Below are 21819 nucleotides of genomic sequence, written 5' to 3' on the forward strand. Positions count from 1 at the left end.
GGCGCCCCACGACGGCTTGGACCCCACTTCCGAGGGGACTCTACGTCCTGGCGTCAAACCGGCGCGGACGGCGTCTCGTCCCGCGAACCGGCCGCGTGCCGCAGCAGGAGCATGAGGGCGAAGGTGAGGCTGCACGCCGCGACGACGCTCGCGACACCCCCACCGTAAGCCAGGAGCTCACCCTCGCGGCCCGCCGTGCCGGCGCGGTTGGCCCAGGTGCGCGCCAGCAGCGCGCCCGCCGCGACCCCCGCTCCCAGGCCCACGACCGCCATCGCGAGCGCCGTCCGCCGCGTGCGGACCCACGACCGGTCCGCCGGGTCGACGCGCCGCAGCGTGGCCGTCGCCGTCCCGGTCGGCCCGCGCCGCGCCGCCATGGCGCCGCACACGAGCGCCGTCCAGCACAGCACGACGAGCGTGGCGGCGACGACGTCGGACGGCCGGTGCCACTGCCCGACGAGCGTCGAGATCCCCGTCAGTGCGGTGTACCCGCCGCCGAGCACCGCGACCAGGGGACGCGCGCGTGGTGGTGCGACGAGCAGGAGCGCTGCCGCCACGGACCCCGCAGCCGTGGTGTGGCCGCTGGGCAGCGTGTTGCCGTAGTCCGCGCCGACGCCGAGCACCGGCCGCTCGAGGACCCACTCCTTGCAGATCTTGGTGGTGAGGTTGGCGCCGCCGACGAGGACCGCGACCTGGACCGCGAGGGACAGGCGGCGCCGTGCGAGCGCCACGGCCGCCGCAGCGAGCAGCCCACCGGCGACGAACCCCACGGACACGACGTCGAGCAGCGGCGAGGCGAGGCGCCACAGGTGCCCCTGCCCGATGGCCGCACCGTCGAGCGCCGCGTCCTCCACGCGCTGCCCGGCCCACGTGTCGACGAACACCCGCCACAGCAGCACCACACCGACGGCGCAGGCGACGGCCACGGCCGCGCAGGCGAGCACGACCCCACCCCGCGCACGCGCTCGACGGGGCGCGGGCGGATCCGGGTCGACCGGGACGGAGAGGCCCTCGTGCACCGTCACACGGTAGGGCACCCGCCGGGCGATCCGAACCGTTCCCAGCGCACTCACAGGCACGCTCCAGCACCACCCCAGGGCGGGTGGCCAGCATTCCCCCATGTCGACGACAGCACCCGCCCGGCCCACGTCGCGCCGGCCCGAGCCCCTCACCCGCCCCGACGGCAGCCCGCTGCGGGTCCTCGTCGTCGACGACGAGGCGCGGCTCGGTGAGCTGTTGTGCACCGCGCTGCGCCACGAGGGCGCGCACGTCAGGCACGCGCCGTCGGGCGGGGCCGCGATCGAGCAGGCGCGGACGCTGGACCCGGACGTCGTCCTGCTCGACGTGACGCTGCCGGACCTGTCCGGCCAGGACGTGCTGCGCCGCCTGCGCGCGACCCACCCGCACGTGCCCGTCCTGCTCCTGACGGGCCCTGACGACGGCGAGCAGGGACCCAGGGGCCTGACCACCGGCGACGACGACTACGTCACCAAGCCGTTCGGCGTCGAGGAGGTCGTCGCACGGCTGCGGGGCGTGGCACGGCGCGCGGGCGCCGTCGGGCAGCGCGCGGACGCGGTGCTCGTCGTCGGGGACCTGCGGCTGGACGAGGACAGCCACGAGGTGTGGCGGGGCGACGACGCGATCCGTCTCACCGCGACCGAGTTCGAGCTCCTGCGGTACCTCATGCGCAACCCCCGCCGCGCCCTGAGCAAGGCGCAGATCCTCGACCGGGTGTGGCAGTACGACTTCGGGGGGCAGGCGAACATCGTCGAGCTGTACGTGTCGTACCTGCGACGCAAGATCGACAAGGGCCGTGAGCCCATGCTGCACACGGTGCGAGGCGTCGGGTACGTGCTGCGGCCGGCGTCGTGAGCCGCCGGCGGCACGGACCGCGCTACAGGCCGTACGCCAGGTAGGCGTCGAGCACGTCCGCGAGGGGCGCCGTCAGCTGGAACACGCCGGTGCCGTTCTGCCACACCGCGACGCCTGTGCCGTCGCCCGCGTCGAGCACCGTGAACGTGCCGACCGGCTCGCCCCCGACGACGACCTCGCCGGTCTGCGGCAGGTCGACGTCGACGTCGGCGGACTCCGTCGACGTGGGGGCGCCGGTGTCCGGCGCGGCCGCGGGCAGCGTCGAGACGATCTGCTCCAGCAGGGCGGTGGCGTCCTGCGGCGTCTCGAGCTGCGCCGCACGCACGGTGAGGGTGCTCCCGTCGCCGTCGGTGAACGTCTCGGTGTACGCCTCGAGCGCGCCCGCACCGATCCGCTCGGCGTCCTCCTGCGAGGACTCGAGCGCGTACTGCAGGACCGTGGTGGGCAGCGCCGTCGCGAACGCGCTGGTCGCGGCGCGGGCCACGGGTTCGACGCCGGGCGTCGGGGGTGGCAGCAGGACGGTCGACGCGGCCGGGGCCGGCGCGGCGTCGTCGGCTCCGCCGCGGGCGACGAGGACACCGACCACGACGCCCACGAGCACCAGGGCTGCCACGCCGATCGCCACGGGCACGAGCCATGCGGGACGACCGCCGTCGTTCCCCGCGCCGTGGGCGGTGCCGGGGTCGACCTGCTCGGTCGCACCGCTCGCGACGGGCCCGGACACGCCGTGCGGGGTCACCGCGGGTCGGTGCGTCGGTCCGGTGGCCCCGGGTCGCTGCTCGGGCTCGCCGGGTCGTCCCAGGTCGCTCATGGTGGGCATCCCCCTCGTGTCGCACGGCCGGCTGCTGCCGGGCCACCGGGCAGCCTACCGAGCGCCCGCCCGCCGGGGCGGCGCGGCACGGCTTGTCGGTGGGGCCACGTACGGTGCGGGACGTGAGCCAGACGACGACACGCCGTGCCCGCGCCGGGGGCGAGCGCCCCACCGAGCGTCCCGGCTTCCGCTGCACCGAGTGCGGCTGGACGACGACCAAGTGGGTCGGGCGGTGCGGTGAGTGCCAGGAGTGGGGCTGCGTCGTCGAGGACGCGGGGCCGGGGTCCGGTGGCCCGCGGACGGTCGCGGTCGCCCCGACGCGCAACCCCGCGCGCCCCATCGAGGACATCGACGTGGCTGCGGCGGCCGCCCGGCCGACGGGCGTCGACGAGCTCGACCGCGTGCTGGGCGGCGGGCTCGTGCCCGGGGCCGTGGTGCTGCTGGCGGGCGAGCCGGGCGTCGGCAAGTCGACGCTGCTCCTGGACGTGGCCGCACGCGCGGCCCGTACCGGCAGGCGCGTGCTCTACGTGACCGGGGAGGAGTCGGCCGCGCAGGTCCGGCTGCGTGCGGGCCGCATCCACGCGCTCGCGCCGACGCTCCTGCTGGCGGCGGAGACGGACCTCGGCACGGTGCTGGGTCACATCGAGAGCGTGGACCCGGACCTGCTGGTCCTCGACTCGGTCCAGACGTTCACGTCCGCCCAGGTGGAGGGGACGCCCGGTGGGGTCTCGCAGGTGCGGGAGGTCACGGCCGCGCTCATCACCGCCGCGAAGTCCCGGGCGCTGCCCGTCGTGCTCGTCGGGCACGTCACCAAGGACGGGTCGGTCGCGGGGCCGCGCACCCTCGAGCACCTCGTCGACGTCGTCTGCCAGTTCGAGGGCGAGCGCCACTCGCGGCTGCGGCTGCTGCGCGCCACCAAGAACCGGTACGGGCCCACGGACGAGGTCGGCTGCTTCGACCTGTCCGAGCACGGCATCGTGGGGCTGGCCGACCCCTCGGGTCTCTTCACCTCACGCCTGGTCAGCGACGTGCCGGGCACCTGCCTGACCGTGACCCTCGAAGGGCGGCGCCCGCTCGCCGCCGAGGTGCAGGCCCTCGTGGCACCGAGCGTCGTGCCCAACCCCCGCCGGACGACCAGCGGCGTCGACGGCAGCAGGCTGGCGATGGTCCTGGCCGTGCTGCAGCGCCGGCTCGGCGCCCGCCTCGCCGACCAGGACGTGTACGTCTCGACCGTCGGCGGCGCGCGCGTCGTCGAGCCCGCCGCGGACCTCGCGCTGGCGCTCGCCGCGGTCAGCGGCCGCGAGAACGTCGCCGTGCACGCCGGGCTGGTCGCCGTCGGCGAGGTCGGGCTCGCCGGGGAGATCCGCTCGGTCCCGGGCGTGGGCCGGCGCCTGGCCGAGGCGGCGCGCCTGGGCTGCACGCGCGCGGTCGTGCCTGCCGGCACGCTGAGCGAGGTGACGGTGCCCGACGGCCTGCGGGTCGTCGAGGCACCCGACCTGGCGGCTGCCGTCCTGGCGGGTCTGGCTCCGTCGGGCGACGCGTGAGTGGCGGCTCGGACAACGCGTCGCGCCACCGATACGATTCGTCGGTGCCCCATCCGCACCATCACGATGACCTGCTGAGGTCGACGCTCTTCGCCGTCGCGCCCGGATCCGCGCTGCGCGACGGCCTCGAGCGGATCCTGCGCGGCCGGACCGGCGCGCTCATCGTGCTCGGCATGGACGCCACCGTCGAGTCGCTGTGCTCCGGCGGGTTCGTGCTCGACGTCGAGTTCTCCGCCACCCGCCTGCGCGAGCTCGCGAAGATGGACGGTGCCGTCGTCATCGACCCCGTCCGCGACCGGATCGTCCGGGCGGCCGTGCAGCTGCTGCCCGACCCCACGATCGAGACGACCGAGTCGGGCACCCGGCACCGCACCGCCGAGCGCGTCGCCAAGCAGACCGGCCTGCCCGTCATCTCGGTGTCCGCCTCCATGCGGATCGTCGCGCTGTACGTCGGCGAGCAGCGGTACGTGCTCGAGGACTCCACGACGATCCTGTCGCGCGCCAACCAGGCGCTCGCGACGCTCGAGCGGTACAAGGCGCGTCTCGACGAGGTCAGCGGCACGCTGTCGGCTCTCGAGATCGAGGACCTCGTCACGGTCCGTGACGTGTCCGCCGTCGTGCAGCGTCTGGAGATGGTGCGCCGGATCTCCGACGAGATCGCCGGCTACGTCGTCGAGCTCGGCACCGACGGCCGGCTGCTGACCCTCCAGCTCGACGAGCTCGTGGGCGGCGTCGGGACCGAGCGCGAGCTCGTCATCCGTGACTACGTCGACACCTCACGCCGCACGGTCGAGGCGGTCCCCGAGGCGCTGGGCGAGCTCGACTCCACCCAGCTGCTCGACATCTCGCACATCGCACGCGTGCTCGGGCTGCCCGGTGGCGGCGAGGAGCTCGACGCCGCCGTCGGACCGCGCGGCTACCGCCTGCTCTCGAAGGTGCCGCGCCTGCCCGGTCCGGTCGTGGACCGGCTCGTCGGGCACTTCGGCGGCCTGCAGAAGCTGCTCGCCGCGACGATCGACGACCTCATGACCGTCGAGGGCGTGGGCGAGCAGCGCGCGCGCTCGGTGCGCGAGGGGCTGTCCCGGCTCGCGGAGTCGAGCATCCTCGAGCGGTACGTCTGACCGACGGCAGGTCCCACAGGCGGCCGCGTCGTACCGTCCTCAGCCGAGGCCGAACACCGCGGCGGGTGAGGTCGCACCGCCGACGGTCATGGTGACCGAGTACGTCCCCGCGCCCGGCTCCGGCAGGTCCCCCGGGCAGCCGGCGGCGGACCGCACCCGCGGCCACGCGAGCTGGGTGGCGTCGGACTGCCCCCCCGCCAGCAGGAGCGTGCGCTCGTCGGCGTCCGCCGGGACGCAGTCGCGGCTCGACCAGACGCGGTCCTCGCCGGACGTGATGACGACCTCGCGCTGACCGTCCCCCGCGTCGACGAGGCACGGCTCGGGGCCCGAGTTCGTCACCGTGACCTCGAACGAGGGCTCGACGCCGGCGGGGAAGGTCTCCGCACCCGGCGCGACCGCGAGCGCGAGCTGCGTCGGTGCGCACTCGGGGACGCCGGCCTCCGCCGGCGGCGACGGCGTCGCGGTCGGCTCGGCGGCCACGGTCGGCTCGTCCTGCGGCGCGGCGTCGGCCCCGCGGCCGGACCACCAGACGACGAGCGCGACGATCAGGAGCAGGGGCAGGCCGAGCACGACGAACCGTCGGATCCAGAAGACGTGGGCGGGCGGGCGCGGCGCCGGGGCAGGCCGCGCGGGCCGGGGTCCGCGGCCCGCCGGGGGCGTCCGGTCGTTCATGCGGGACCTCCGGGTGGGCGTGGCCGGGTGCCCGGCCGCGCGCACCACGGTACGAGCCCGACGCCGGGCACGCGACGCACGACGCGCCCGCGCACTGCGTGCCGCCCCGCCGGCCGGGCGGAGCACGGGCACCACGCACCGTTCCCTCCTGGCCGCACGCGTCGAGTTGGTCGCGGTGACCGGCGACGGCACGATGAGGCGTGCCCACCACCCGCCCCGTGTCCCGGCCCGCGCCCGCGCGCGACGACGCACCCGCGCGGCACGAGACCGGGGGCGCGCCGGACGGCGCGGCCGGCATCCGGCGGGACGTCGTCGCCTGGTTCGACGTGCACGCACGGGACCTGCCGTGGCGGGCGGCGGACCGGACCGCGTGGGGTGTGCTGGTCAGCGAGGTGATGCTGCAGCAGACGCCCGTGGTGCGGGTGGAGCCGGCGTGGCGCGCGTGGCTGGAGCGGTGGCCGACACCGGCGGACCTGGCGGCCGCGCCCACTGCCGACGTGCTGCGCGCGTGGGACCGGCTCGGGTACCCGCGGCGTGCGCTGCGGCTGCAGGAGTGCGCGCGCGTCGTCGTCGAGCGGCACGGCGGCGACCTGCCCGACGACGAGGCCGCGCTGCTCGCGCTGCCGGGCGTCGGCGCGTACACGGCCGCGGCGGTGCGGGCGTTCGCGTTCGGGCGGCGCTCGGTGGTGCTGGACACCAACGTGCGGCGCGTCCTCGCGCGCCTCGCGGTGGGCGAGGCCCTGCCGTCACCGGCGCAGACGGTCGCGGAGACACGGCTCGCCGCCGCGTGGGTCCCGGACGACGCCGCCGCGGCGGCCCGCTGGTCCGCCGCGTCGATGGAGCTCGGTGCACTGGTCTGCACGGCCCGCGCGCCGCGGTGCGACGCGTGCCCGGTGGCGGACCGGTGCCGCTGGCTCGCGGCGGGACGGCCCGCGGACGTGCACGCGCACCGGCGTCGCACGCAGGCGTGGGCCGGCACGGACCGTCAGGTGCGCGGGCGCGTGATGGCGCTGCTGCGCGAGGCGCTGGAGCCGGTCCCCCACGACGCGGTCGCCGCCCTCTGGCCGGACGCCGCCCAGCTCGCGCGCTGCCTGGACGCGCTCGTCGCCGACGGCCTCGTCGTCCGCGAGGACGCGGCGGGCGACGCCCCGGACCCGGCCGCGGCGACGTACCGCCTCCCCCGCTGACCGCGAGCGCGGCACCTGCCCGCCGAGCGCGGCACCCACGTGTACCGCGCTCGGCGGCTGGGTACCGCGCTCGGTGACGGTGTACCGCGCTCGGCGACGGTGTACCGCGCTCGGCAAAGGTGCCGCGTCGTCAGAGCTCGAGGAGCATGCGGGTGTTGCCGAGCGTGTTGGGCTTCACGCGGGCCAGGTCGAGGAACTCGGCGACGCCGTCGTCGTGGGACCGCAGCAGCTCGGCGTAGACCTCGGGCGGCACGGGTGTGCCGTCGATCTCGCGGAAGCCGTGACGGGCGAAGAAGTCCACCTCGAACGTCAGGCAGAACACGCGGCGCAGCCCGAGGCGGCGCGCCCGGTCGATCAGCCCGTCGACGATCAGGTGACCCACGGCCCGCCCGCGCAGCTCGGGAGCGACCGCGAGCGTGCGGATCTCGGCGAGGTCCTCCCACATGACGTGCAGGGCACCGCACCCGACCGCGTCGCCGCCGCCCGCGGGCCGTGCGACGAGGAACTCCTGCACCGCCTCGTAGTACCCGACCCACTCCTTGGCGAGCAGGATGCGCTCGTGCGCGTACGGCTCGACGAGCCGGCGGATCGCGCGGACGTCGGCGGGCAGTGCGGGTGCGACCTCGACCGCGGCGGGGGTGCTCACGCGCACAACCTACGCACGCACCGGCCCGGCCTGCACGCACCGCCCGCAGGTCAGCGGGCGCGCGCCGGCGTGCGGGCGCCGACGGCCTCGACGAGCGCCGTCGCCGTCACCTCGTCGACGACGAGATCCGTGACGACCTGCGCCCGCAGGGCCGCGAGCAGCGGCGCGACCTTGTTGTCACCGGCGACGACGCACATGCGCCGGGGGACGCGCTCGAGCTGCGCGGGCGTGGGACCGGTGGCGCGGCCGTTGAGCGACACGTCGGCCCAGGACCCGTCGGCACGTAGGAAGACGGTGCACACGTCGCCCACGACGCCGTCGTCGTGCAGGCGGCGCACGTCGCTCTCGTCGAGGTAGCCCGCGGAGTACACGTGCGACGGCACGGCACCGGCGACGGCCCCGACGGAGAAGACCGCGAGGTCGGCGCGCCGCTGCATGTCGAGCACCCGCCGCACGGACCGCTCGCGCCACATGGCGTCCTTGGTGTCGGGGTAGTCGAAGAACGCGGGCACGGAGAAGTGGTGCACGGCGGCGTCGAACGCGCTGCCGAACGACGAGATGAGGTCCGAGGCGTACTCGACGCCGGACGTGCGCATGTTCGCGGCGCCGTTGAGCTGGACGACCGCGGAGCCGCGCGTCGGCTTGGGCGCGAGGTAGCGGGAGACCGCCGCGATCGTCGTGCCCCAGGCGACGCCCATGACCATGTCGGAGTCGAACCACGACCCGATGAGGCGTGCCGCGGTCATGGCGACCTGGTCGAGCCGCTCGACGGACCCGGCGGAGTCGGGGACGGGGACGACGTACGTGTCGATGCCGAACGTCGAGGAGATCGACCGGCCGAGCCCGGGGGCGCGCGTGCTGGACGGACGCAGCGTGATCTCGACGAGGCCCGTGTCGCGCGCGTGCCGCAGCAGCCGGGACACCGTCGACCGGGACGTCCCGAGGTGCCGCGCGATGACCTCCATCTTGAGGTCCTGCAGGTAATACATGGAGGCTGCACGCAGCACGTCCTGCTCCCGCTCCACGAGCACCCCACCGCCGCCTCTCGTCATCCCCATGGAAGCGTCAACCCGTGCACGTTTGTGCATCCGAGTTGCGCGTCCGTTCTGGACGTGATGACGATAGCGCGACGCATCCGCGGGGCCAGGGCGCCCTGCCGCCGTCGGACCGCGATCACGAAGCGACGGGTTCCAGGGAAGGACCGCCACATGAGGACCGCACCGCTGACGGCCCAGGCCCGGCAGGAGTCGCTGGAGGCTCTGCGCCGCAGCTCCGAGCAAGGCCGGGAGCTCGACGTGCTCGTGGTGGGTGGCGGTGTCACGGGTGCGGGGATCGCGCTCGACGCGGTCACCCGCGGGCTGTCCACCGCGATCGTCGAGGGGCAGGACTGGTCCTCGGGCACGTCCAGCCGCTCGAGCAAGCTCGTGCACGGCGGCCTGCGGTACCTGCAGATGCTCGACTTCCACCTGGTCCGCGAGGCGCTCACCGAGCGCGACCTGCTCATCACCCGCCTCGCGCCGCACCTGGTCAAGCCCGTGAGCTTCCTGTACCCGCTCGAGAACCGCGTGTGGGAGCGGGCGTACGTCGGCGCGGGCGTCGCGCTGTACGACACGCTCGCGTCGGTGTCCGGCACCCGCCGCGCCATGCCGATCCACCGCCACCTGACCCGCAAGGGCATGGAGCGGCTGTTCCCCGACCTGCGGCACGACGCCGCGATCGGCGCCGTGCGGTACTGGGACGCGAGCGTCGACGACGCGCGCCTCGTCGGGACCCTGGTGCGCACGGCCGTCAGCTACGGCGCGCATGCCGCCTCGCGCACGCAGGTCGTCGGCCTGCAGACGACGACGGGCGGCGCGGTCACCGGCGCCGAGGTCGTGGACCTGGAGACCGGCGAGCGGATCGACGTGCGCGCACGCCACGTCATCAACGCGACCGGCGTGTGGACCGAGGAGACCGAGTCCCTCGCGGGCAGCGAGGGCGGGCTGCGCGTGCTGGCGTCCAAGGGCATCCACATCGTGGTGCCGCGTGCGCGGATCGAGGGCAACACCGGCCTGATCCTGCAGACCGAGAAGTCGGTCCTGTTCATCATCCCGTGGTCCCGCTACTGGGTGATCGGCACCACCGACACCCCGTGGGAGCAGGAGCTCACGCATCCCGTCGCCACCAGCGCGGACATCGACTACGTCATCGACCACGCGAACCAGGTGCTGTCGCGGCCGCTCACGCGGGACGACGTCATCGGGACGTGGGCGGGGCTCCGGCCCCTGCTGCAGCCCGGGACGAAAGAGGGGACGTCCTCGGCGAAGGTGTCGCGCGAGCACACCGTGGCCTCACCCACGCCGGGGCTGACGGTCGTCGCGGGCGGCAAGCTCACGACGTACCGCGTGATGGCCAAGGACGCGGTCGACTTCGCGCTCGGCTCGCGCGCCACGACGCTCTCCTCGATCACGCACGACGTGCCGCTGGTCGGCGCCGAGGGGCTGCGGGTCGTGCAGCGCCAGGCGCGTGCGATCGGCGCCCGCTACGGCTGGGACCGGCCGCGCCTCGACCACCTGCTGCACCGGTACGGCTCGCTGCTGCAGGAGCTGACCGACCTGTGCGACGAGCGTCCCGAGCTCGCCCGCCCGCTGGAGCACGCCCCGGCGTACATCGGTGCCGAGATCGTCTACGCCGTGAGCCACGAGGGCGCCCTTCACCTCGACGACGTCCTCATGCACCGCACGCGCCTGAACTACGAGCAGGCCGACAAGGGGACCGGCGCGCTCGAGGAGATCGCGGACCTCGTCGCCCCGGTCCTGGGCTGGGACGACGCGACGCGGCGACGCGAGATCGAGGCGTACCGCGCGCGGGCCGAGGCCGAGGACGCCGCCGCCGCCGAGCCGGACGACGACGCCGCGGAGCGCGTGCGCCTGCGCGCCGCGGACGTCGCGCCCCTGCTGCCGCTGGGGACCGACGCGGACCCCGGCACCAAGCCCGGGTCGCCCGCCGGCCGCGGCTCGTCGGGACCCGCCGGCACCTGAGCACCCGGGGGTGCGGACCACCGCCGTTCCGCACCCTCGGGCGCCGCCTCGCGGCGACGGCTCCACCCGGCGGTGACCTGCGACAACGACGTCGACGAGAGAGGTCTGAAGTGGACTACACGATCGGTGATGCGTTCTGGTCCGAGGCGATCGGCACCGCGATCCTCATCCTGCTGGGTGCCGGTGTGGTGGCCAACGTCATCCTGCCGCGCACCAAGGGGTTCGGCGGCGGCTGGCTGCTCATCAACTTCGGGTGGGGCCTCGCGGTGTTCGCGGGCGTCTACGCGTCGTTCAAGTCCGGCGCCCACATCAACCCCGCGGTGACCATCGGGATCTGGGCGTCGGGCGCCGAGGAGTTCGCCCCGGGGATCGAGGTCACGGCGGTCAACGGGTTCCTGTACGTCGTCGCGCAGATGCTCGGTGCCGCGGTCGGTGCCCTCCTGGCGTTCCTCGTCTACAAGAAGCACTTCGACGAGGACGCCGACCCCGCCACCAAGCTGGGCGTCTTCTCGACCGGACCGGAGCTGCGGTCCTACGGCTGGAACTTCCTCACGGAGGTCGTGGCGACGTTCGTGCTCGTCTTCATCGTCCTGGCGTTCGGCGAGACGCCCGCGGAGATCGGCCCCCTGGCCGTCGCGCTGCTCGTCGTCGGCATCGGCGCGAGCCTCGGTGGCCCGACGGGGTACGCCATCAACCCGGCCCGTGACCTGGGCCCCCGCATCGCGCACGCCCTGCTGCCCATCAAGGGCAAGGGCTCGTCCGACTGGGGCTACTCGTGGGTCCCGATCGCCGGACCGCTGCTCGGTGGCGTGCTCGCCGGCCTCGCGGCCGGCGTGTACATCGGCTGACCGCCCCCATCCCCTGACCCGTCCCGAGAAGAGGCAGACGCATGACCGACACGTACGTGATGGCGATCGACCAGGGCACCACCTCCACCCGCGCGATGATCTTCGACCACGGGGGCCAGGTCGTGTCCGTGGGGCAGAAGGAGCACGAGCAGATCTTCCCCAAGGCGGGCTGGGTCGAGCACGACGCGAAGGAGATCTGGGTCAACACCCGTGAGGTGGTCGGCCAGGCGCTGGGCCGTGCGAGCCTCACGCACGAGGACATCGCGGCCGTCGGCATCACCAACCAGCGCGAGACCGCCGTCGTGTGGGACCGCGAGACCGGTGAGCCGGTGTACAACGCGATCGTCTGGCAGGACACGCGCACCCAGAAGATCTGCGACGAGCTCGCGGCGCTCGGCGGGGGCACCGAGCGGTACAAGGACCGCGTGGGCCTGCCGCTGGCGACGTACTTCTCCGGCCCCAAGGTCCGGTGGATCCTCGACAACGTCGAGGGCGCGCGCGAGAAGGCCGAGGCGGGCCGGCTCGCGTTCGGCAACACCGACGCCTGGCTGCTGTGGAACATGACCGGCGGCACCAAGGGCGGTCTGCACGTCACCGACCCGACCAACGCGTCGCGCACGATGCTGATGAACATCGACTCGCTGACCTGGAACGAGGAGATCGCCGGGGAGATGGGGATCCCGGTGTCGATGCTGCCGGAGATCCGCTCGTCGTCCGAGGTCTACGGCGAGGGACGCAAGGGCGGCCTGCTGCCGGGCGTGCCGATCGCGGGGATCCTGGGCGACCAGCAGGCCGCGACGTTCGGCCAGGCGTGCTTCGAGGTCGGGCAGGCGAAGAACACGTACGGCACGGGCAACTTCATGCTCATCAACACCGGCACCGAGCCCGTCGCCTCCCAGAACGGCCTGCTGACGACGGTCTGCTACAAGATCGGCGACCGCGACACCGTGTACGCGCTGGAGGGCTCCATCGCGGTCACCGGCTCGCTGGTGCAGTGGCTGCGCGACAACCTCGGGATCATCTCGTCGGCACCCGAGGTCGAGCGGCTGGCGGGGGCCGTCGAGGACAACGGCGGCGTGTACTTCGTGCCCGCGTTCTCGGGGCTGTTCGCGCCGTACTGGCGGTCCGACGCCCGCGGGGCGATCGTCGGGCTGACGCGGTACGTGACCAAGGAGCACATCGCACGGGCAGCCCTGGAGGCCACGGCCTTCCAGACGCGCGAGGTCCTGGACGCCATGAACGCGGACTCCGGGGTCGACCTCACCGAGCTCAAGGTCGACGGCGGCATGGTCGCCAACGAGGCGCTCATGCAGTTCCAGGCCGACATCCTCGGCGTCCCGGTCGTGCGCCCGAAGGTCCCCGAGACCACGGCGCTGGGCGCCGCGTACGCGGCGGGCATCGCGGTCGGCTACTGGTCCGGCGAGCAGGACGTCATCGACAACTGGGCCGAGGACAAGCGCTGGGAGCCGGCCATGGAGGACGACGAGCGCGACCGGCAGTACCGGCTGTGGAAGAAGGCCGTCACCAAGTCCTTCGACTGGGTGGACGACGACGTGCGCTGACCCGGCTCTGGACACGCAGCAGGACGCGGGGCCCGCCCGTCAAGGCATGGGCCCCGCGTCCTGCGGTGTCAGGCCGCCCCGACCGACCGCGCCCGGCGCACCGCCTCCGCGACTCCCCCCGTCCACGGCTCCCCGTGCCCGGGCAGCACGACGCGCGCGCCCGTGGCCGCGAGCGCGTCGAGCGACGCGAGGTTGAGCGCACTGTCCGCCGTGGCGGCACCCGCGACGATGCGGGGGCCGGTGCGCGCGGTGTACGGGTCGAGCGTGACGAGCGCGTCGCCGGACACCAGCGCGTCGGCGTCCGGCAGGTGCAGCGCGACGTGCCCGTCGGTGTGACCCGGGCACGCCACGACGACCGGGCGGCCCGGGACCTCGAGCCGCGCGCCGGGCACGAGCCGGCGGACGTCGTGGACGCCACGGACGCGGGCGGCGCCGGCGCGCAGCATCGACCCGAGGATCGGCAGCGCGCGCGGGTGGCGCAGCGGGTACGTGGCGCGCGGGTTCTCGTGCGCGTAGCGGTAGGGGTGCGCCGCGAGCCGCGCGTCGGCGTCGTGCACCCAGACGTCGACGCCGAGCTCCTCGCGCGCCCGCAGCGCGAACCCCACGTGGTCGAAGTGCGCGTGCGTGAGGACGATGGCACGCACGTCGCCGGGCCGGCGGTCCACGGCGGCGAGCGCGCGCGGCAGCATGTCCCACATGCGGGGCAGGCCGGCATCGACGACGGTGGCGCCGCGCTCGTCTGCCAGGACGTAGCAGCTGACGTAGGCGTGCGCGAGGCGCGCGACGCCCGGGACGGGGACGGTGACCTTCACGGCGGGGTGACCTCCTGGCGGGCGGTGGTGGGCGGCGGACGGGCCCGCCCCGGACCGACGTCGTCGTCCGGGGCGGGCCCGCCGCGTGGGTCCTGCCGACCTCGGCCTAGTACTGCGGCGCCGAGCCGCCCTGGGGGGGCGAGCCCTGCTGCGAGGACGAGCCGCCGCCCTGCGGCGCCTGGCGCACCTCCTGCGCCGACCCCTGCGCCTGGTCGCGCAGGTCGGTCGCCGCCTCCGCGCCGTGCTCCTTGAGCCCGGCGGCGGCCTCCGTCGCCCGGTCCTTGACGGCCTGCACCGCCTCCTGCGCCGGCTCGCGCAGGTCGTCGGCGACGTGCTGCGCCGCCTCCTTCACCTGCGGGGTCAGGGACTGCGCGCTCTCCTTGACCGACTGCGCGGCGCGCTGCTCCTGGCGTGTGGCCGGCACGAGGGACGCGGCCAGCCAGCCGACGCCGAACGCGATCAGCCCGGCCGCCAGGGGGTTGCCCTGCGCCTGCTGGGTCACCGTCGCCGGCGCGTCCTTCACGCCCTCGGCGACCGAGTGCGCCGCGGAACGTGCCGCGCCCGCCGCACCGCCCGCCGTCGCGCCGACCGAGCCGGCGGTGTCGCCGGCCGTGCCCATGACGCTCTCGCGGGCGCTCTGCGCGGTGCCCATCACCCGCTCCCGGACGGCGGTCGCCCGGCCGCGGACCTTCTCGGCCTGCCGGTGCGCGACCTGGCGCGGGTCGATCGTGTCGCCGACGGCGTCGACGTTCGCGGACAGGTCGGCGCGCGTCGCCTCGATGCGCTGACGGATCTCTTCCGGGCTCTCACTCATGGTTCGCCTCCTCGTCGCCCTTCAGGGCGTTCGGGATCTTCTTCACGGTCTCCGCGGTGCGCGGCATGCCCTTCACGCGCTTCATCTCGCCACGGCCGCGCTGGGCCATGACGGCGGCGATGATCGCCCAGATGGCGGCCACGACGACGGCGGCCCAGGCACGCCCCATCGGCAGGCCCCACCACAGCGCGCAGGACAGGAACAGCAGGACGAAGTACCCGGCCACACCGGCACCGGCGAGGAGCCCGCTGCCCTTGCCGGCGCGCTTGGCGGTCTGCGAGAGCTCCGCCTTCGCCAGCTCGACCTCCTGCCGGACGAGCAGGGACAGGTCCTGCGTGACGTTGCCGATGAGGTCGCCGAGCGACGGCCGGTCGTCCGCGTCAGCGCCCGTGGCACCGACCGGTGTGCCCGACGGGGGCGGGACCGCACCCGCGGGAGGTACCACGCCGGGCGGCGGTGCCGCACCGGGTGCCCCGCGCAGCCCTGCGGCGACCGTCGGGTCGCCGGGGCCGGTCACGGTCGGTCCTCACGGGTGAGCCCGGCGAGCGGGTCGCCGCCGGCCGTGCCGCCGTCACCGGACGCCGGCACGTGCCCGGAGGCCGGCGCGACGGGGGTGGGCCCGCCGACGCCCGACGCGGCGCCGGTGGTCCCGGCCGCGCCCGAGGCCCCCGGGGGCCACGACGTGGTCGCGCCGGAGCCCGTGGCGTACGCGCCCTGCCCCGCGGCCGACGGCGTGTCGTACACGCTCGTCCTGACCGGCGGTGCCGCGCTCGCCGTGGCGGGTGCCCCGTCCGTCGGGGCTGCCCCGTCGGTCGCCCTGGCCGCACCGGGGGCCCGGTGCTGCGCAGGCGTGGCGTCCTTGAGGCCACGCGTCAGCCGCCCGGCCACGACGCCCGCCCCCGCGGCCAGCGCCAGGAACAGCCCGGGCCGGCGCCGGGCGAACTCGGCGACCTCGCCGAGGACGTCGCCCGGCTCGCGGTCCTCGAGCCACGTCGCGACGCCGTCGGTGCGCTGGGCCACCTGGCGGACCAGGTCGGCGGCCGTGCCGCCCTCCGAGGAGTCGGCCATCCGGCCGAGCTCGTCGCCGAGGGTCCGCAGGCTGGCCGCGGCCTTGCCCTGCTGCTCGGAGGCCTGCGAGGTCAGCCCCGCACGCGCCTCGCCCAGCAGGTCACGGGCCTGGCCCGCGGCCGTCGAGGCCACGTCCGCGGCCTCGTGCCGGGCCTCCTGGAGCAGCCCCTGACCGCTGTCGGCAGCGGCGTGCGCGAGCCCTGCGGCTTCGTCCTTGGCGGTACCGGCCACCTTGGCGGCGGTGCCGCCTGAGTCGTTCGTGCTCATCGCGCTCTCCTTCACTCGGTGCTGAACGTCACTCGGCGCTGAACGTCACTCGCGCTGGACGTCACTCGGTGCTGAACGTGTCCTTGAGCTTCCCGGCGGCCTTCTCCACGACGTTCGGCTTGTCCGTCGTCCCGTACAGGCGGGGGTCGGGCCGCGTGGGCGGAGGCATCGGGACGCCGGCGGGCGGCTCGGCGACGTACGTGAACTCACCCAGACCGTCCGGCGTGGGGCCGGACGCCCAGGAGCCCTTGTCGGCGTCGGCGCCGTCGGAGAAGTTGATGTACTGGTAGGACACCTCGCGGTGCTCGTCGCCCAGCGGGAAGTTGCTCGGCACGGGCAGGCCCTCCAGCCCCTCCTCCTGGAGCTCGCGCGCGGCGGCGAGCCACTGGTTCTGGTGCATCGTGTCCCGCGCGAGCAGGAAGGCCAGCAGGTCGCGGACGCCGTGGTCGTCGGTCATGTGGTAGAGCCGGGAGACCTGGACCCGGCCCTGCATCTCGGCGTTCGCGTTGGCCGTGAAGTCGGCCAGCAGGTTGCCGCTGGCCGTGATGTAGCCCGCGGACCAGGGGTTGCCCATGCTGTCGACGGGCCGGGCTCCGGCCCCGGCGACGATGGCGTGCTGCAGGTCGGTGCCGCCGATGACCGCGGCGACGGTCGGGTCGTTCTGGATCGCCTCCTCCGTGGCACCCACCGGCGCCTTCTCGAGGAGCTGGGCGATCATCGTCGCGAGCATCTCGACGTGCCCGAACTCCTCGGCACCGATGCCGTAGAGCAGGTCCCGGTACTTGCCGGGCAGGTGGGTGTTCCAGGACTGGAAGCCGTACTGCATGGCGACCGTGATCTCGCCGTACTGCCCGCCGAGGACCTCCTGGAGCTTGCGGGCGTAGACGGCATCGGGCTTGTCGGGTGACGCCTTGTGCTGGAGCTCTTGCCGGTGGAAGAACATGCGCTGCCTCCGGGACCCGTCGTCCGGGTGTGCGGGACTGGTCCCCGCCGGCTGCGGGAGGGGCGACGCGTCGTGGTGACGCTGCCCGGCACGCCGGGGGGTGCCGACGGGCTTCCTCCGTCGACGGGGGCGCGTACGCCCCTGGATGAGTCGACGTTAGGTCGTCCGCGCGGATGTCGCGCGTCGAGACATCTCGGACGTTCGGGATGCGCGGTCGACCGATCGTGCGCACCCTGGTGGACACCCGACCCGGAGGACGAGCATGCGCGCGATGGTGTACCGCGGGCCCTACAAGGTCCGCGTCGAGGAGAAGGACGTCCCGGCGATCGAGCACCCCAACGACGCCGTCGTCAAGGTCGTGCGAGCCGCCATCTGCGGCTCCGACCTGCACCTTTACCACGGCATGATGCCGGACACCCGCATCGGCCACACCTTCGGCCACGAGTTCGTCGGCGTGGTCGAGAAGGTGGGACCGTCGGTGCAGAACCTGCAGGTCGGCGACCGGGTGATGGTCCCGTTCAACGTGTACTGCGGGTCCTGCTTCTTCTGCGCCCGCGGCCTGTACTCCAACTGCCACAACGTGAACCCCAACGCCACGGCCGTCGGCGGGATCTACGGCTACTCGCACACCACGGGCGGCTACGACGGCGGTCAGGCCGGGTACGTCCGGGTGCCGTTCGCCGACGTCGGCCCGTCGAGGATCCCCGAGTGGCTCGACGACGACGACGCGGTCCTCATGACGGACGCCCTGTCCACCGGCTACTTCGGCGCGCAGCTCGCGGACATCGCCGAGGGCGACACGGTCGTGGTGCTCGGCGCCGGGCCGGTCGGGCTGTACGCGGCCAGGTCGGCGTGGCTCATGGGAGCCGGGCGCGTGATCGTCGTCGACCAGCTCGAGTACCGCCTCGAGAAGGCGCGGGAGTTCGCCTACGCGGAGACCCGCAACTACGCCGAGTACGACGACATCGTCGTCGAGATGAAGAAGGCGACGGACGGGCTCGGGGCCGACCGCGTCATCGAGGCCGTCGGCGCGGAGGCGGACGGCAACCTGATGCAGCACCTCACCGGCGCGAAGCTCAAGCTGCAGGGCGGCTCACCGGTCGCGCTGAACTGGGCGATCGACGGGGTGCGCAAGGGCGGGACCGTGTCCGTCCTCGGCGCGTACGGGCCGATCTTCTCGGCCGTGAAGTTCGGTGACGCGGTGAACAAGGGCCTGACGCTGCGCATGAACCAGGCGCCGGTCAAGCGGCAGTGGCCGCGGCTGCTGGAGCACATCCAGGCGGGCTACCTCAAGCCGAGCGACCTGGTCACGCACCGCTTCCCGCTCGAGCACATCGCCGAGGCGTACCACGTGATGTCGTCCAAGCTCGACGGCTGCATCAAGCCGCTGATCATCCCGTCCGAGGACTGAGAGGACCCGCGCCATGCCGTACACCGCAGGCAAGCCCCCGCTCCCCGAGACCCCCGACCAGCTGCGCGCACGCATCCCCGGCTGGGGCGCCGACCTCGACCCGGCCGACCGGCCGCAGGTCCCGCGCGAGCGGACCGACCTCGACTCCGGCGCGCACTGGGACTTCCCCGACCGGCAGCCCGAGACGTACCCGCGTGAGAGGTCGATCGAGCACGAGATGCTGCCGCCGGTCTTCGGCACGGCACAGCCGTTGCACGGGCCGTCGGGGAAGATCCGCCGCTACTCCTACGAGCGCTTCAGCGAGGGGCGCGCCGCGCACTGGCTGCTGCTCATCGCCGCCGACCGGGTCGATGCCGGCGAGGCGCACCTGCGCTCGCTGCTGACCCTGCGGCCCGACAACCCGATCACCGAGACGGGGATCCTGTCCGAGCCGCGTCGGCACCCGATCGCGTCGCGGCGCGGGCGGGTCGACGTGCGGCACCAGGTCCTCGACCCGCTGATCGTGGGTGGGCCGTGGATCGTGGGCGCCGTCGTGGCGTTCGGCCTGCTGCGGGCGGTCCGACGCCGCTGACGGGACGCCGGTGAGCCGCGGCGGCCGGGAGCGTCAGCGCATGCGGGCCGTCAGGCGTCCGTCGGCGTGCACCGTCAGCGGGGCGATCCGCACGTTGCGCAGGTGGTCGCGACCCGACACCTGCGCGTCGTGGTACAGCAGGTACCAGCTGTCGCCGACCTGCACGAGCGAGCCGTGCGTCGTCCAGCCGGCGACGGGCTCGAGCACCGTGCCGCGGTACGTGAACGGCCCGTACGGGGAGTCCGACGTGGCGTGCACGAGCGTGTGCGTGCTGCCGGTCGAGTAGAGCAGGTGGTAGACGCCGTCGATCCGCGAGACCCAGGGCCCCTCGAAGAACCGGCGCGGGTCGCCCTGCGTCAGCGGGGCACCGGTCTCGTCGGTGACGACGACCTCGCGCGCCGGCTCGGCGAGCGCCAGCAGGTCGTCGGTGAGCCGGGCCACGCGGGGGCCGAGCGCCGGGGCGTCGTCCGCGGGGTACGTGTCGACGCCGGTGTACGTGTCGCCGTCCCAGCGCTGCAGCTGGCCGCCCTGCAGCCCGCCGACGTACAGGTACGCGCTCTCGTCGTCGTCGATCAGGACAGCGGGGTCGATGCTGCCGATGCCGGCGATGGGCTCGCACTCCGCGACGAACGGTCCGGTGGGTGACGACGAGGTCGCCACCCCGATGCGGAAGACGCCCTCGTGGTCACGCGCGGGGAAGAACAGGTAGTAGGTGTCGCCGCGACGCGCGGCGTCCGGCGCCCACATCTGGCGGGCGGCCCACGGCACGTCGTCGACGTGCAGCACGCGGCTGTGCTCGACGGCAGGGCCCGCGAGGTCGCGCAGCTCGACCACGCGGTAGTCGCGCATGTCGTAGTGGCCGCCCTCGTCGCTGTCCGAGGCACCCGTGTCCTCGTCGTGCGACGCGAAGACGTACAGCACGCCGTCCCAGACGTGGCCCGACGGGTCCGCGGTGAACACGCCGTCGACCAGCGGCCCGTCGATCAGCGCCACCTCGGGCGCCACGGCGTCCGACACCGTCGTCCGCGTGACGTCCTCGACGCCGGTCCCTGCTCCGCTCACCACGTGCCGCCCATCTGCTCACCGCTGCCGTGCCCCCGTCGGACACGGCCGCGACCGCACCTTACCGGGCCGTAGCGTCCCGACGTTGCGTCGCGTCAGGCGAAACTTCCGGTGGGTTGGTCGGGTCCACCTCCGGTGACGTTGGCAGGACATCGCAGAGATACCGTCATGCGGACGCGTCCTCACCGCCCAGGGCACGACGCCCTGCGCGCGTCAGCCTCCATCCCGGCCCAGTCCCCCCTTCAATCGGAAAGGAGTCGACCAGACCCTGCCGCTCCAAGTCACGAAGCACATGCAGGATGTTCGGTTCCAACAGGACCTGGGACCGCCCGTAGTACTCGAAGTCAAGATGGCGAGTGTCCGAGCGACCACCGCCGGCGGCCACGACCTCGAGGACGATCCGCTCATGGTCCTCCACCGCCGTCACCCCCTCCTATCACCGACGGGTGGTACAGAAAGTCCGGCGCGATGTTCCTGGTGAACCCGTAGTCGTTCAGCGCCTGAGTGTGCAGGACGTCCCACAGGTCGTCAGCCCCATCACCAACGGGCTGCCCTGAAGGACTGGATGCGCCGCTTCGGCACGCAGCTCTCGCATGTTGCAGCGCCCTGACTTCCGGGTTTCGCCACGACGCGACTCACGAAGGCGAACCGTCGTCCAGCCGCTCCATGACGACCAGTGCTGCCCGCGCCGCGTCCACGACGGCACCCCAGCGCGGATCGCCGGTGAACACCTCGTCGGGCTCGTCGCCGAGATCCTGGAGCATCGGCCCGAGGGCACCCTCGAGGTCGAGGAACGCGGGCACCTCCTCCTCATGAAGAACGTCGGGCACGGCAGTCTGCGGCAGGGGTAGGACCATGCAGTCGTCGTAGAGAGTGTGAACGTCGAGGGTCAGGTCGTCGTAGTAGTTCACGCCTTCCTCGACCTGTCCCCACCGAGCCTGTTGGTGCTGTGGGTCGCTGAGTGATCGCACAGCGGCAATTACCTCCAGGCGCATGTCGGGGAACTTGACCGACTGGCTCATGGCGCGCTCCACGACGACCACGTTAGCCAGTATTCGGACAGCGGAACATGCACCCTGAGGGTTCTGGAGCACGCTTCCGACGATCGGCTTGCCTTCCGAACCCAGGACCTGTCCACCGACACGCACGACGACATGGTCGACCTGCTGAGATGGGCTGAACTGTGCGACCTCAGGTCAACTCGACCAGTAGGTGACATCGGGGTTCATCGCGGTAGCCAGATCCCCGAAAACCAAGTCGTCCATCTCCAGGTAGCCACTGGGATCCACGGAGAAGATCCCACGTTCGAATCCCTGTGCCACGGTCGCCATCATCGCGCTGAGCGATGAGAACTCAATCGGGTGCTCAGCCTCGTCGATCCGGAAGTGACGTACCGCTCCAGCTGCCGCCTGGCTCAGGTCCACCACGTAGAAGTCGCCACCGCCATTGGCCAAGACCGGCAACCATCCCGAGGCCCAGCGCTGATCTCCGACGAATGCGCGATAGTTCGTCAGCGCGTCCTCGAGCGACAGCAGGTGGGACTGCCCCGGATTCGGTTGACTCCTGGCCTGCGAGGACGTGGTCCTCGCTG

At 73.7% G+C, this 21819-nt stretch carries 22 protein-coding genes; 9 read left to right on the forward strand and 13 right to left on the reverse strand.

Annotated elements, in window-relative coordinates:
• Nucleotides 1-53 precede the first annotated feature (53 nt).
• Nucleotides 54-941: a phosphatase PAP2 family protein gene (locus IR158_RS00210; protein WP_291807924.1), complete on the reverse strand. Its 888-nt coding sequence runs from the start codon at nucleotides 939-941 to the stop codon at nucleotides 54-56.
• Nucleotides 942-1116: 175 nt separating this feature from the next.
• On the opposite strand from IR158_RS00210, the gene IR158_RS00215 reads away from it, so the two are divergent.
• The gene (locus IR158_RS00215; RefSeq protein ID WP_291807926.1) at nucleotides 1117-1869 is read left to right on the forward strand and encodes a response regulator transcription factor; all 753 of its coding nucleotides are present in this window, start codon (nucleotides 1117-1119) and stop codon (nucleotides 1867-1869) included.
• Between the two features lie 22 nt (nucleotides 1870-1891).
• Here the strand turns inward: IR158_RS00215 and IR158_RS00220 are convergent, their stop codons facing one another.
• Nucleotides 1892-2680: a hypothetical protein gene (locus IR158_RS00220; RefSeq protein ID WP_291807928.1), complete on the reverse strand. Its 789-nt coding sequence runs from the start codon at nucleotides 2678-2680 to the stop codon at nucleotides 1892-1894.
• A 122-nt stretch (nucleotides 2681-2802) separates the two neighbouring features.
• Between IR158_RS00220 and radA the strand changes: the two genes are divergently transcribed.
• Both radA and disA read left to right on the forward strand, forming a co-directional pair.
• Nucleotides 2803-4224 carry a DNA repair protein RadA gene (gene radA / locus IR158_RS00225; protein ID WP_291807930.1) on the forward strand — a complete coding sequence of 474 codons (1422 nt, stop codon included), beginning with the start codon at nucleotides 2803-2805 and terminating at the stop codon, nucleotides 4222-4224.
• A gap of 44 nt (nucleotides 4225-4268) precedes the next feature.
• Nucleotides 4269-5345, forward strand: a complete 1077-nt coding sequence (disA, locus tag IR158_RS00230) for a DNA integrity scanning diadenylate cyclase DisA (RefSeq protein WP_291807932.1) — start codon at nucleotides 4269-4271, stop codon at nucleotides 5343-5345.
• 39 nt (nucleotides 5346-5384) lie between these two features.
• On the opposite strand, the gene IR158_RS00235 is transcribed toward disA, so the two are convergent.
• The gene (locus IR158_RS00235) at nucleotides 5385-6017 is read right to left on the reverse strand and encodes a hypothetical protein (RefSeq protein WP_291807934.1); all 633 of its coding nucleotides are present in this window, start codon (nucleotides 6015-6017) and stop codon (nucleotides 5385-5387) included.
• A 296-nt stretch (nucleotides 6018-6313) separates the two neighbouring features.
• Here IR158_RS00235 and IR158_RS00240 point away from each other — a divergent pair, with 296 nt between their 5' ends.
• Nucleotides 6314-7204, forward strand: coding sequence for an A/G-specific adenine glycosylase (locus IR158_RS00240; RefSeq protein ID WP_291807967.1), 891 nt, complete (start codon nucleotides 6314-6316; stop codon nucleotides 7202-7204).
• 130 nt (nucleotides 7205-7334) lie between these two features.
• On the opposite strand, the gene IR158_RS00245 is transcribed toward IR158_RS00240, so the two are convergent.
• Together IR158_RS00245 and IR158_RS00250 are read right to left on the reverse strand one after the other, a co-directional pair.
• A complete protein-coding gene (locus IR158_RS00245) occupies nucleotides 7335-7850 on the reverse strand; it encodes an amino-acid N-acetyltransferase (RefSeq protein WP_291807935.1) in 516 nt (171 codons plus the stop codon).
• A 50-nt stretch (nucleotides 7851-7900) separates the two neighbouring features.
• Nucleotides 7901-8881, reverse strand: a complete 981-nt coding sequence (locus IR158_RS00250; protein ID WP_291807968.1) for a sugar-binding transcriptional regulator — start codon at nucleotides 8879-8881, stop codon at nucleotides 7901-7903.
• Nucleotides 8882-9058: 177 nt separating this feature from the next.
• Here IR158_RS00250 and IR158_RS00255 point away from each other — a divergent pair, with 177 nt between their 5' ends.
• The 3 genes from IR158_RS00255 to glpK all read left to right on the forward strand — a co-directional run bounded on the left by IR158_RS00255 (nucleotide 9059) and on the right by glpK (nucleotide 13280).
• Nucleotides 9059-10870 carry a glycerol-3-phosphate dehydrogenase/oxidase gene (locus tag IR158_RS00255; RefSeq protein ID WP_291807937.1) on the forward strand — a complete coding sequence of 604 codons (1812 nt, stop codon included), beginning with the start codon at nucleotides 9059-9061 and terminating at the stop codon, nucleotides 10868-10870.
• A gap of 110 nt (nucleotides 10871-10980) precedes the next feature.
• Complete coding sequence (locus tag IR158_RS00260; RefSeq protein ID WP_291807939.1) at nucleotides 10981-11718, forward strand: MIP/aquaporin family protein; 738 nt, start codon at nucleotides 10981-10983, stop codon at nucleotides 11716-11718.
• A 41-nt stretch (nucleotides 11719-11759) separates the two neighbouring features.
• Nucleotides 11760-13280: a glycerol kinase GlpK gene (gene glpK, locus IR158_RS00265; protein ID WP_291807941.1), complete on the forward strand. Its 1521-nt coding sequence runs from the start codon at nucleotides 11760-11762 to the stop codon at nucleotides 13278-13280.
• 68 nt (nucleotides 13281-13348) lie between these two features.
• Here the strand turns inward: glpK and IR158_RS00270 are convergent, their stop codons facing one another.
• The 5 genes from IR158_RS00270 to IR158_RS00290 form a co-directional block, all read right to left on the reverse strand.
• Nucleotides 13349-14092 (reverse strand): MBL fold metallo-hydrolase, encoded by a 744-nt coding sequence (locus IR158_RS00270; RefSeq protein WP_291807944.1) that lies wholly within the window; start codon nucleotides 14090-14092, stop codon nucleotides 13349-13351.
• Nucleotides 14093-14198: 106 nt separating this feature from the next.
• The gene (locus IR158_RS00275; protein ID WP_291807945.1) at nucleotides 14199-14906 is read right to left on the reverse strand and encodes a DUF3618 domain-containing protein; all 708 of its coding nucleotides are present in this window, start codon (nucleotides 14904-14906) and stop codon (nucleotides 14199-14201) included.
• The gene (locus IR158_RS00280; RefSeq protein WP_291807947.1) at nucleotides 14899-15423 is read right to left on the reverse strand and encodes a phage holin family protein; all 525 of its coding nucleotides are present in this window, start codon (nucleotides 15421-15423) and stop codon (nucleotides 14899-14901) included. Before IR158_RS00280 ends, IR158_RS00275 begins: the two co-directional genes overlap by 8 nt.
• Nucleotides 15420-16241 carry a hypothetical protein gene (locus IR158_RS00285; protein WP_291807948.1) on the reverse strand — a complete coding sequence of 274 codons (822 nt, stop codon included), beginning with the start codon at nucleotides 16239-16241 and terminating at the stop codon, nucleotides 15420-15422. The genes IR158_RS00280 and IR158_RS00285 overlap by 4 nt, the downstream gene beginning before the upstream one ends.
• A gap of 61 nt (nucleotides 16242-16302) precedes the next feature.
• Complete coding sequence (locus tag IR158_RS00290; RefSeq protein WP_291807951.1) at nucleotides 16303-17184, reverse strand: manganese catalase family protein; 882 nt, start codon at nucleotides 17182-17184, stop codon at nucleotides 16303-16305.
• A gap of 262 nt (nucleotides 17185-17446) precedes the next feature.
• Between IR158_RS00290 and IR158_RS00295 the strand changes: the two genes are divergently transcribed.
• Together IR158_RS00295 and IR158_RS00300 are read left to right on the forward strand one after the other, a co-directional pair.
• Nucleotides 17447-18595, forward strand: a complete 1149-nt coding sequence (locus IR158_RS00295) for a zinc-dependent alcohol dehydrogenase (protein WP_291807953.1) — start codon at nucleotides 17447-17449, stop codon at nucleotides 18593-18595.
• Nucleotides 18596-18608: 13 nt separating this feature from the next.
• On the forward strand, nucleotides 18609-19166 hold the full coding sequence (locus tag IR158_RS00300; RefSeq protein WP_291807955.1) for a hypothetical protein: 558 nt from the start codon (nucleotides 18609-18611) through the stop codon (nucleotides 19164-19166).
• A gap of 33 nt (nucleotides 19167-19199) precedes the next feature.
• On the opposite strand, the gene IR158_RS00305 is transcribed toward IR158_RS00300, so the two are convergent.
• The 3 genes from IR158_RS00305 to IR158_RS00315 form a co-directional block, all read right to left on the reverse strand.
• Nucleotides 19200-20228, reverse strand: coding sequence for a family 43 glycosylhydrolase (locus IR158_RS00305; protein ID WP_291807956.1), 1029 nt, complete (start codon nucleotides 20226-20228; stop codon nucleotides 19200-19202).
• A 635-nt stretch (nucleotides 20229-20863) separates the two neighbouring features.
• A complete protein-coding gene (locus IR158_RS00310; protein WP_291807958.1) occupies nucleotides 20864-21262 on the reverse strand; it encodes a hypothetical protein in 399 nt (132 codons plus the stop codon).
• Between the two features lie 162 nt (nucleotides 21263-21424).
• Nucleotides 21425-21819, reverse strand: a 395-nt coding sequence (locus tag IR158_RS00315) for a hypothetical protein (RefSeq protein WP_291807960.1), incomplete at its 5' end; no start/stop codon positions are given.

The sequence above is a fragment of the Cellulomonas sp. genome (assembly GCF_015234515.1).
In the GTDB taxonomy this organism is placed as follows: Bacteria; Actinomycetota; Actinomycetes; order Actinomycetales; family Cellulomonadaceae; genus Cellulomonas.

What these genes read in the sequence shown, in the direction of transcription:
- IR158_RS00215 (WP_291807926.1), top strand. Translation starts at nt 1,117, where the DNA reads ATGTCGACGACAGCACCCGCCCGGCCCACGTCGCGCCGGCCCGAGCCC.
- IR158_RS00220 (WP_291807928.1), bottom strand. Translation starts at nt 2,680, where the DNA reads ATGAGCGACCTGGGACGACCCGGCGAGCCCGAGCAGCGACCCGGGGCC.
- IR158_RS00235 (WP_291807934.1), bottom strand. Translation starts at nt 6,017, where the DNA reads ATGAACGACCGGACGCCCCCGGCGGGCCGCGGACCCCGGCCCGCGCGG.
- IR158_RS00255 (WP_291807937.1), top strand. Translation starts at nt 9,059, where the DNA reads ATGAGGACCGCACCGCTGACGGCCCAGGCCCGGCAGGAGTCGCTGGAG.
- glpK (WP_291807941.1), top strand. Translation starts at nt 11,760, where the DNA reads ATGACCGACACGTACGTGATGGCGATCGACCAGGGCACCACCTCCACC.
- IR158_RS00275 (WP_291807945.1), bottom strand. Translation starts at nt 14,906, where the DNA reads ATGAGTGAGAGCCCGGAAGAGATCCGTCAGCGCATCGAGGCGACGCGC.
- IR158_RS00285 (WP_291807948.1), bottom strand. Translation starts at nt 16,241, where the DNA reads ATGAGCACGAACGACTCAGGCGGCACCGCCGCCAAGGTGGCCGGTACC.
- IR158_RS00290 (WP_291807951.1), bottom strand. Translation starts at nt 17,184, where the DNA reads ATGTTCTTCCACCGGCAAGAGCTCCAGCACAAGGCGTCACCCGACAAG.
- IR158_RS00295 (WP_291807953.1), top strand. Translation starts at nt 17,447, where the DNA reads ATGCGCGCGATGGTGTACCGCGGGCCCTACAAGGTCCGCGTCGAGGAG.
- IR158_RS00300 (WP_291807955.1), top strand. Translation starts at nt 18,609, where the DNA reads ATGCCGTACACCGCAGGCAAGCCCCCGCTCCCCGAGACCCCCGACCAG.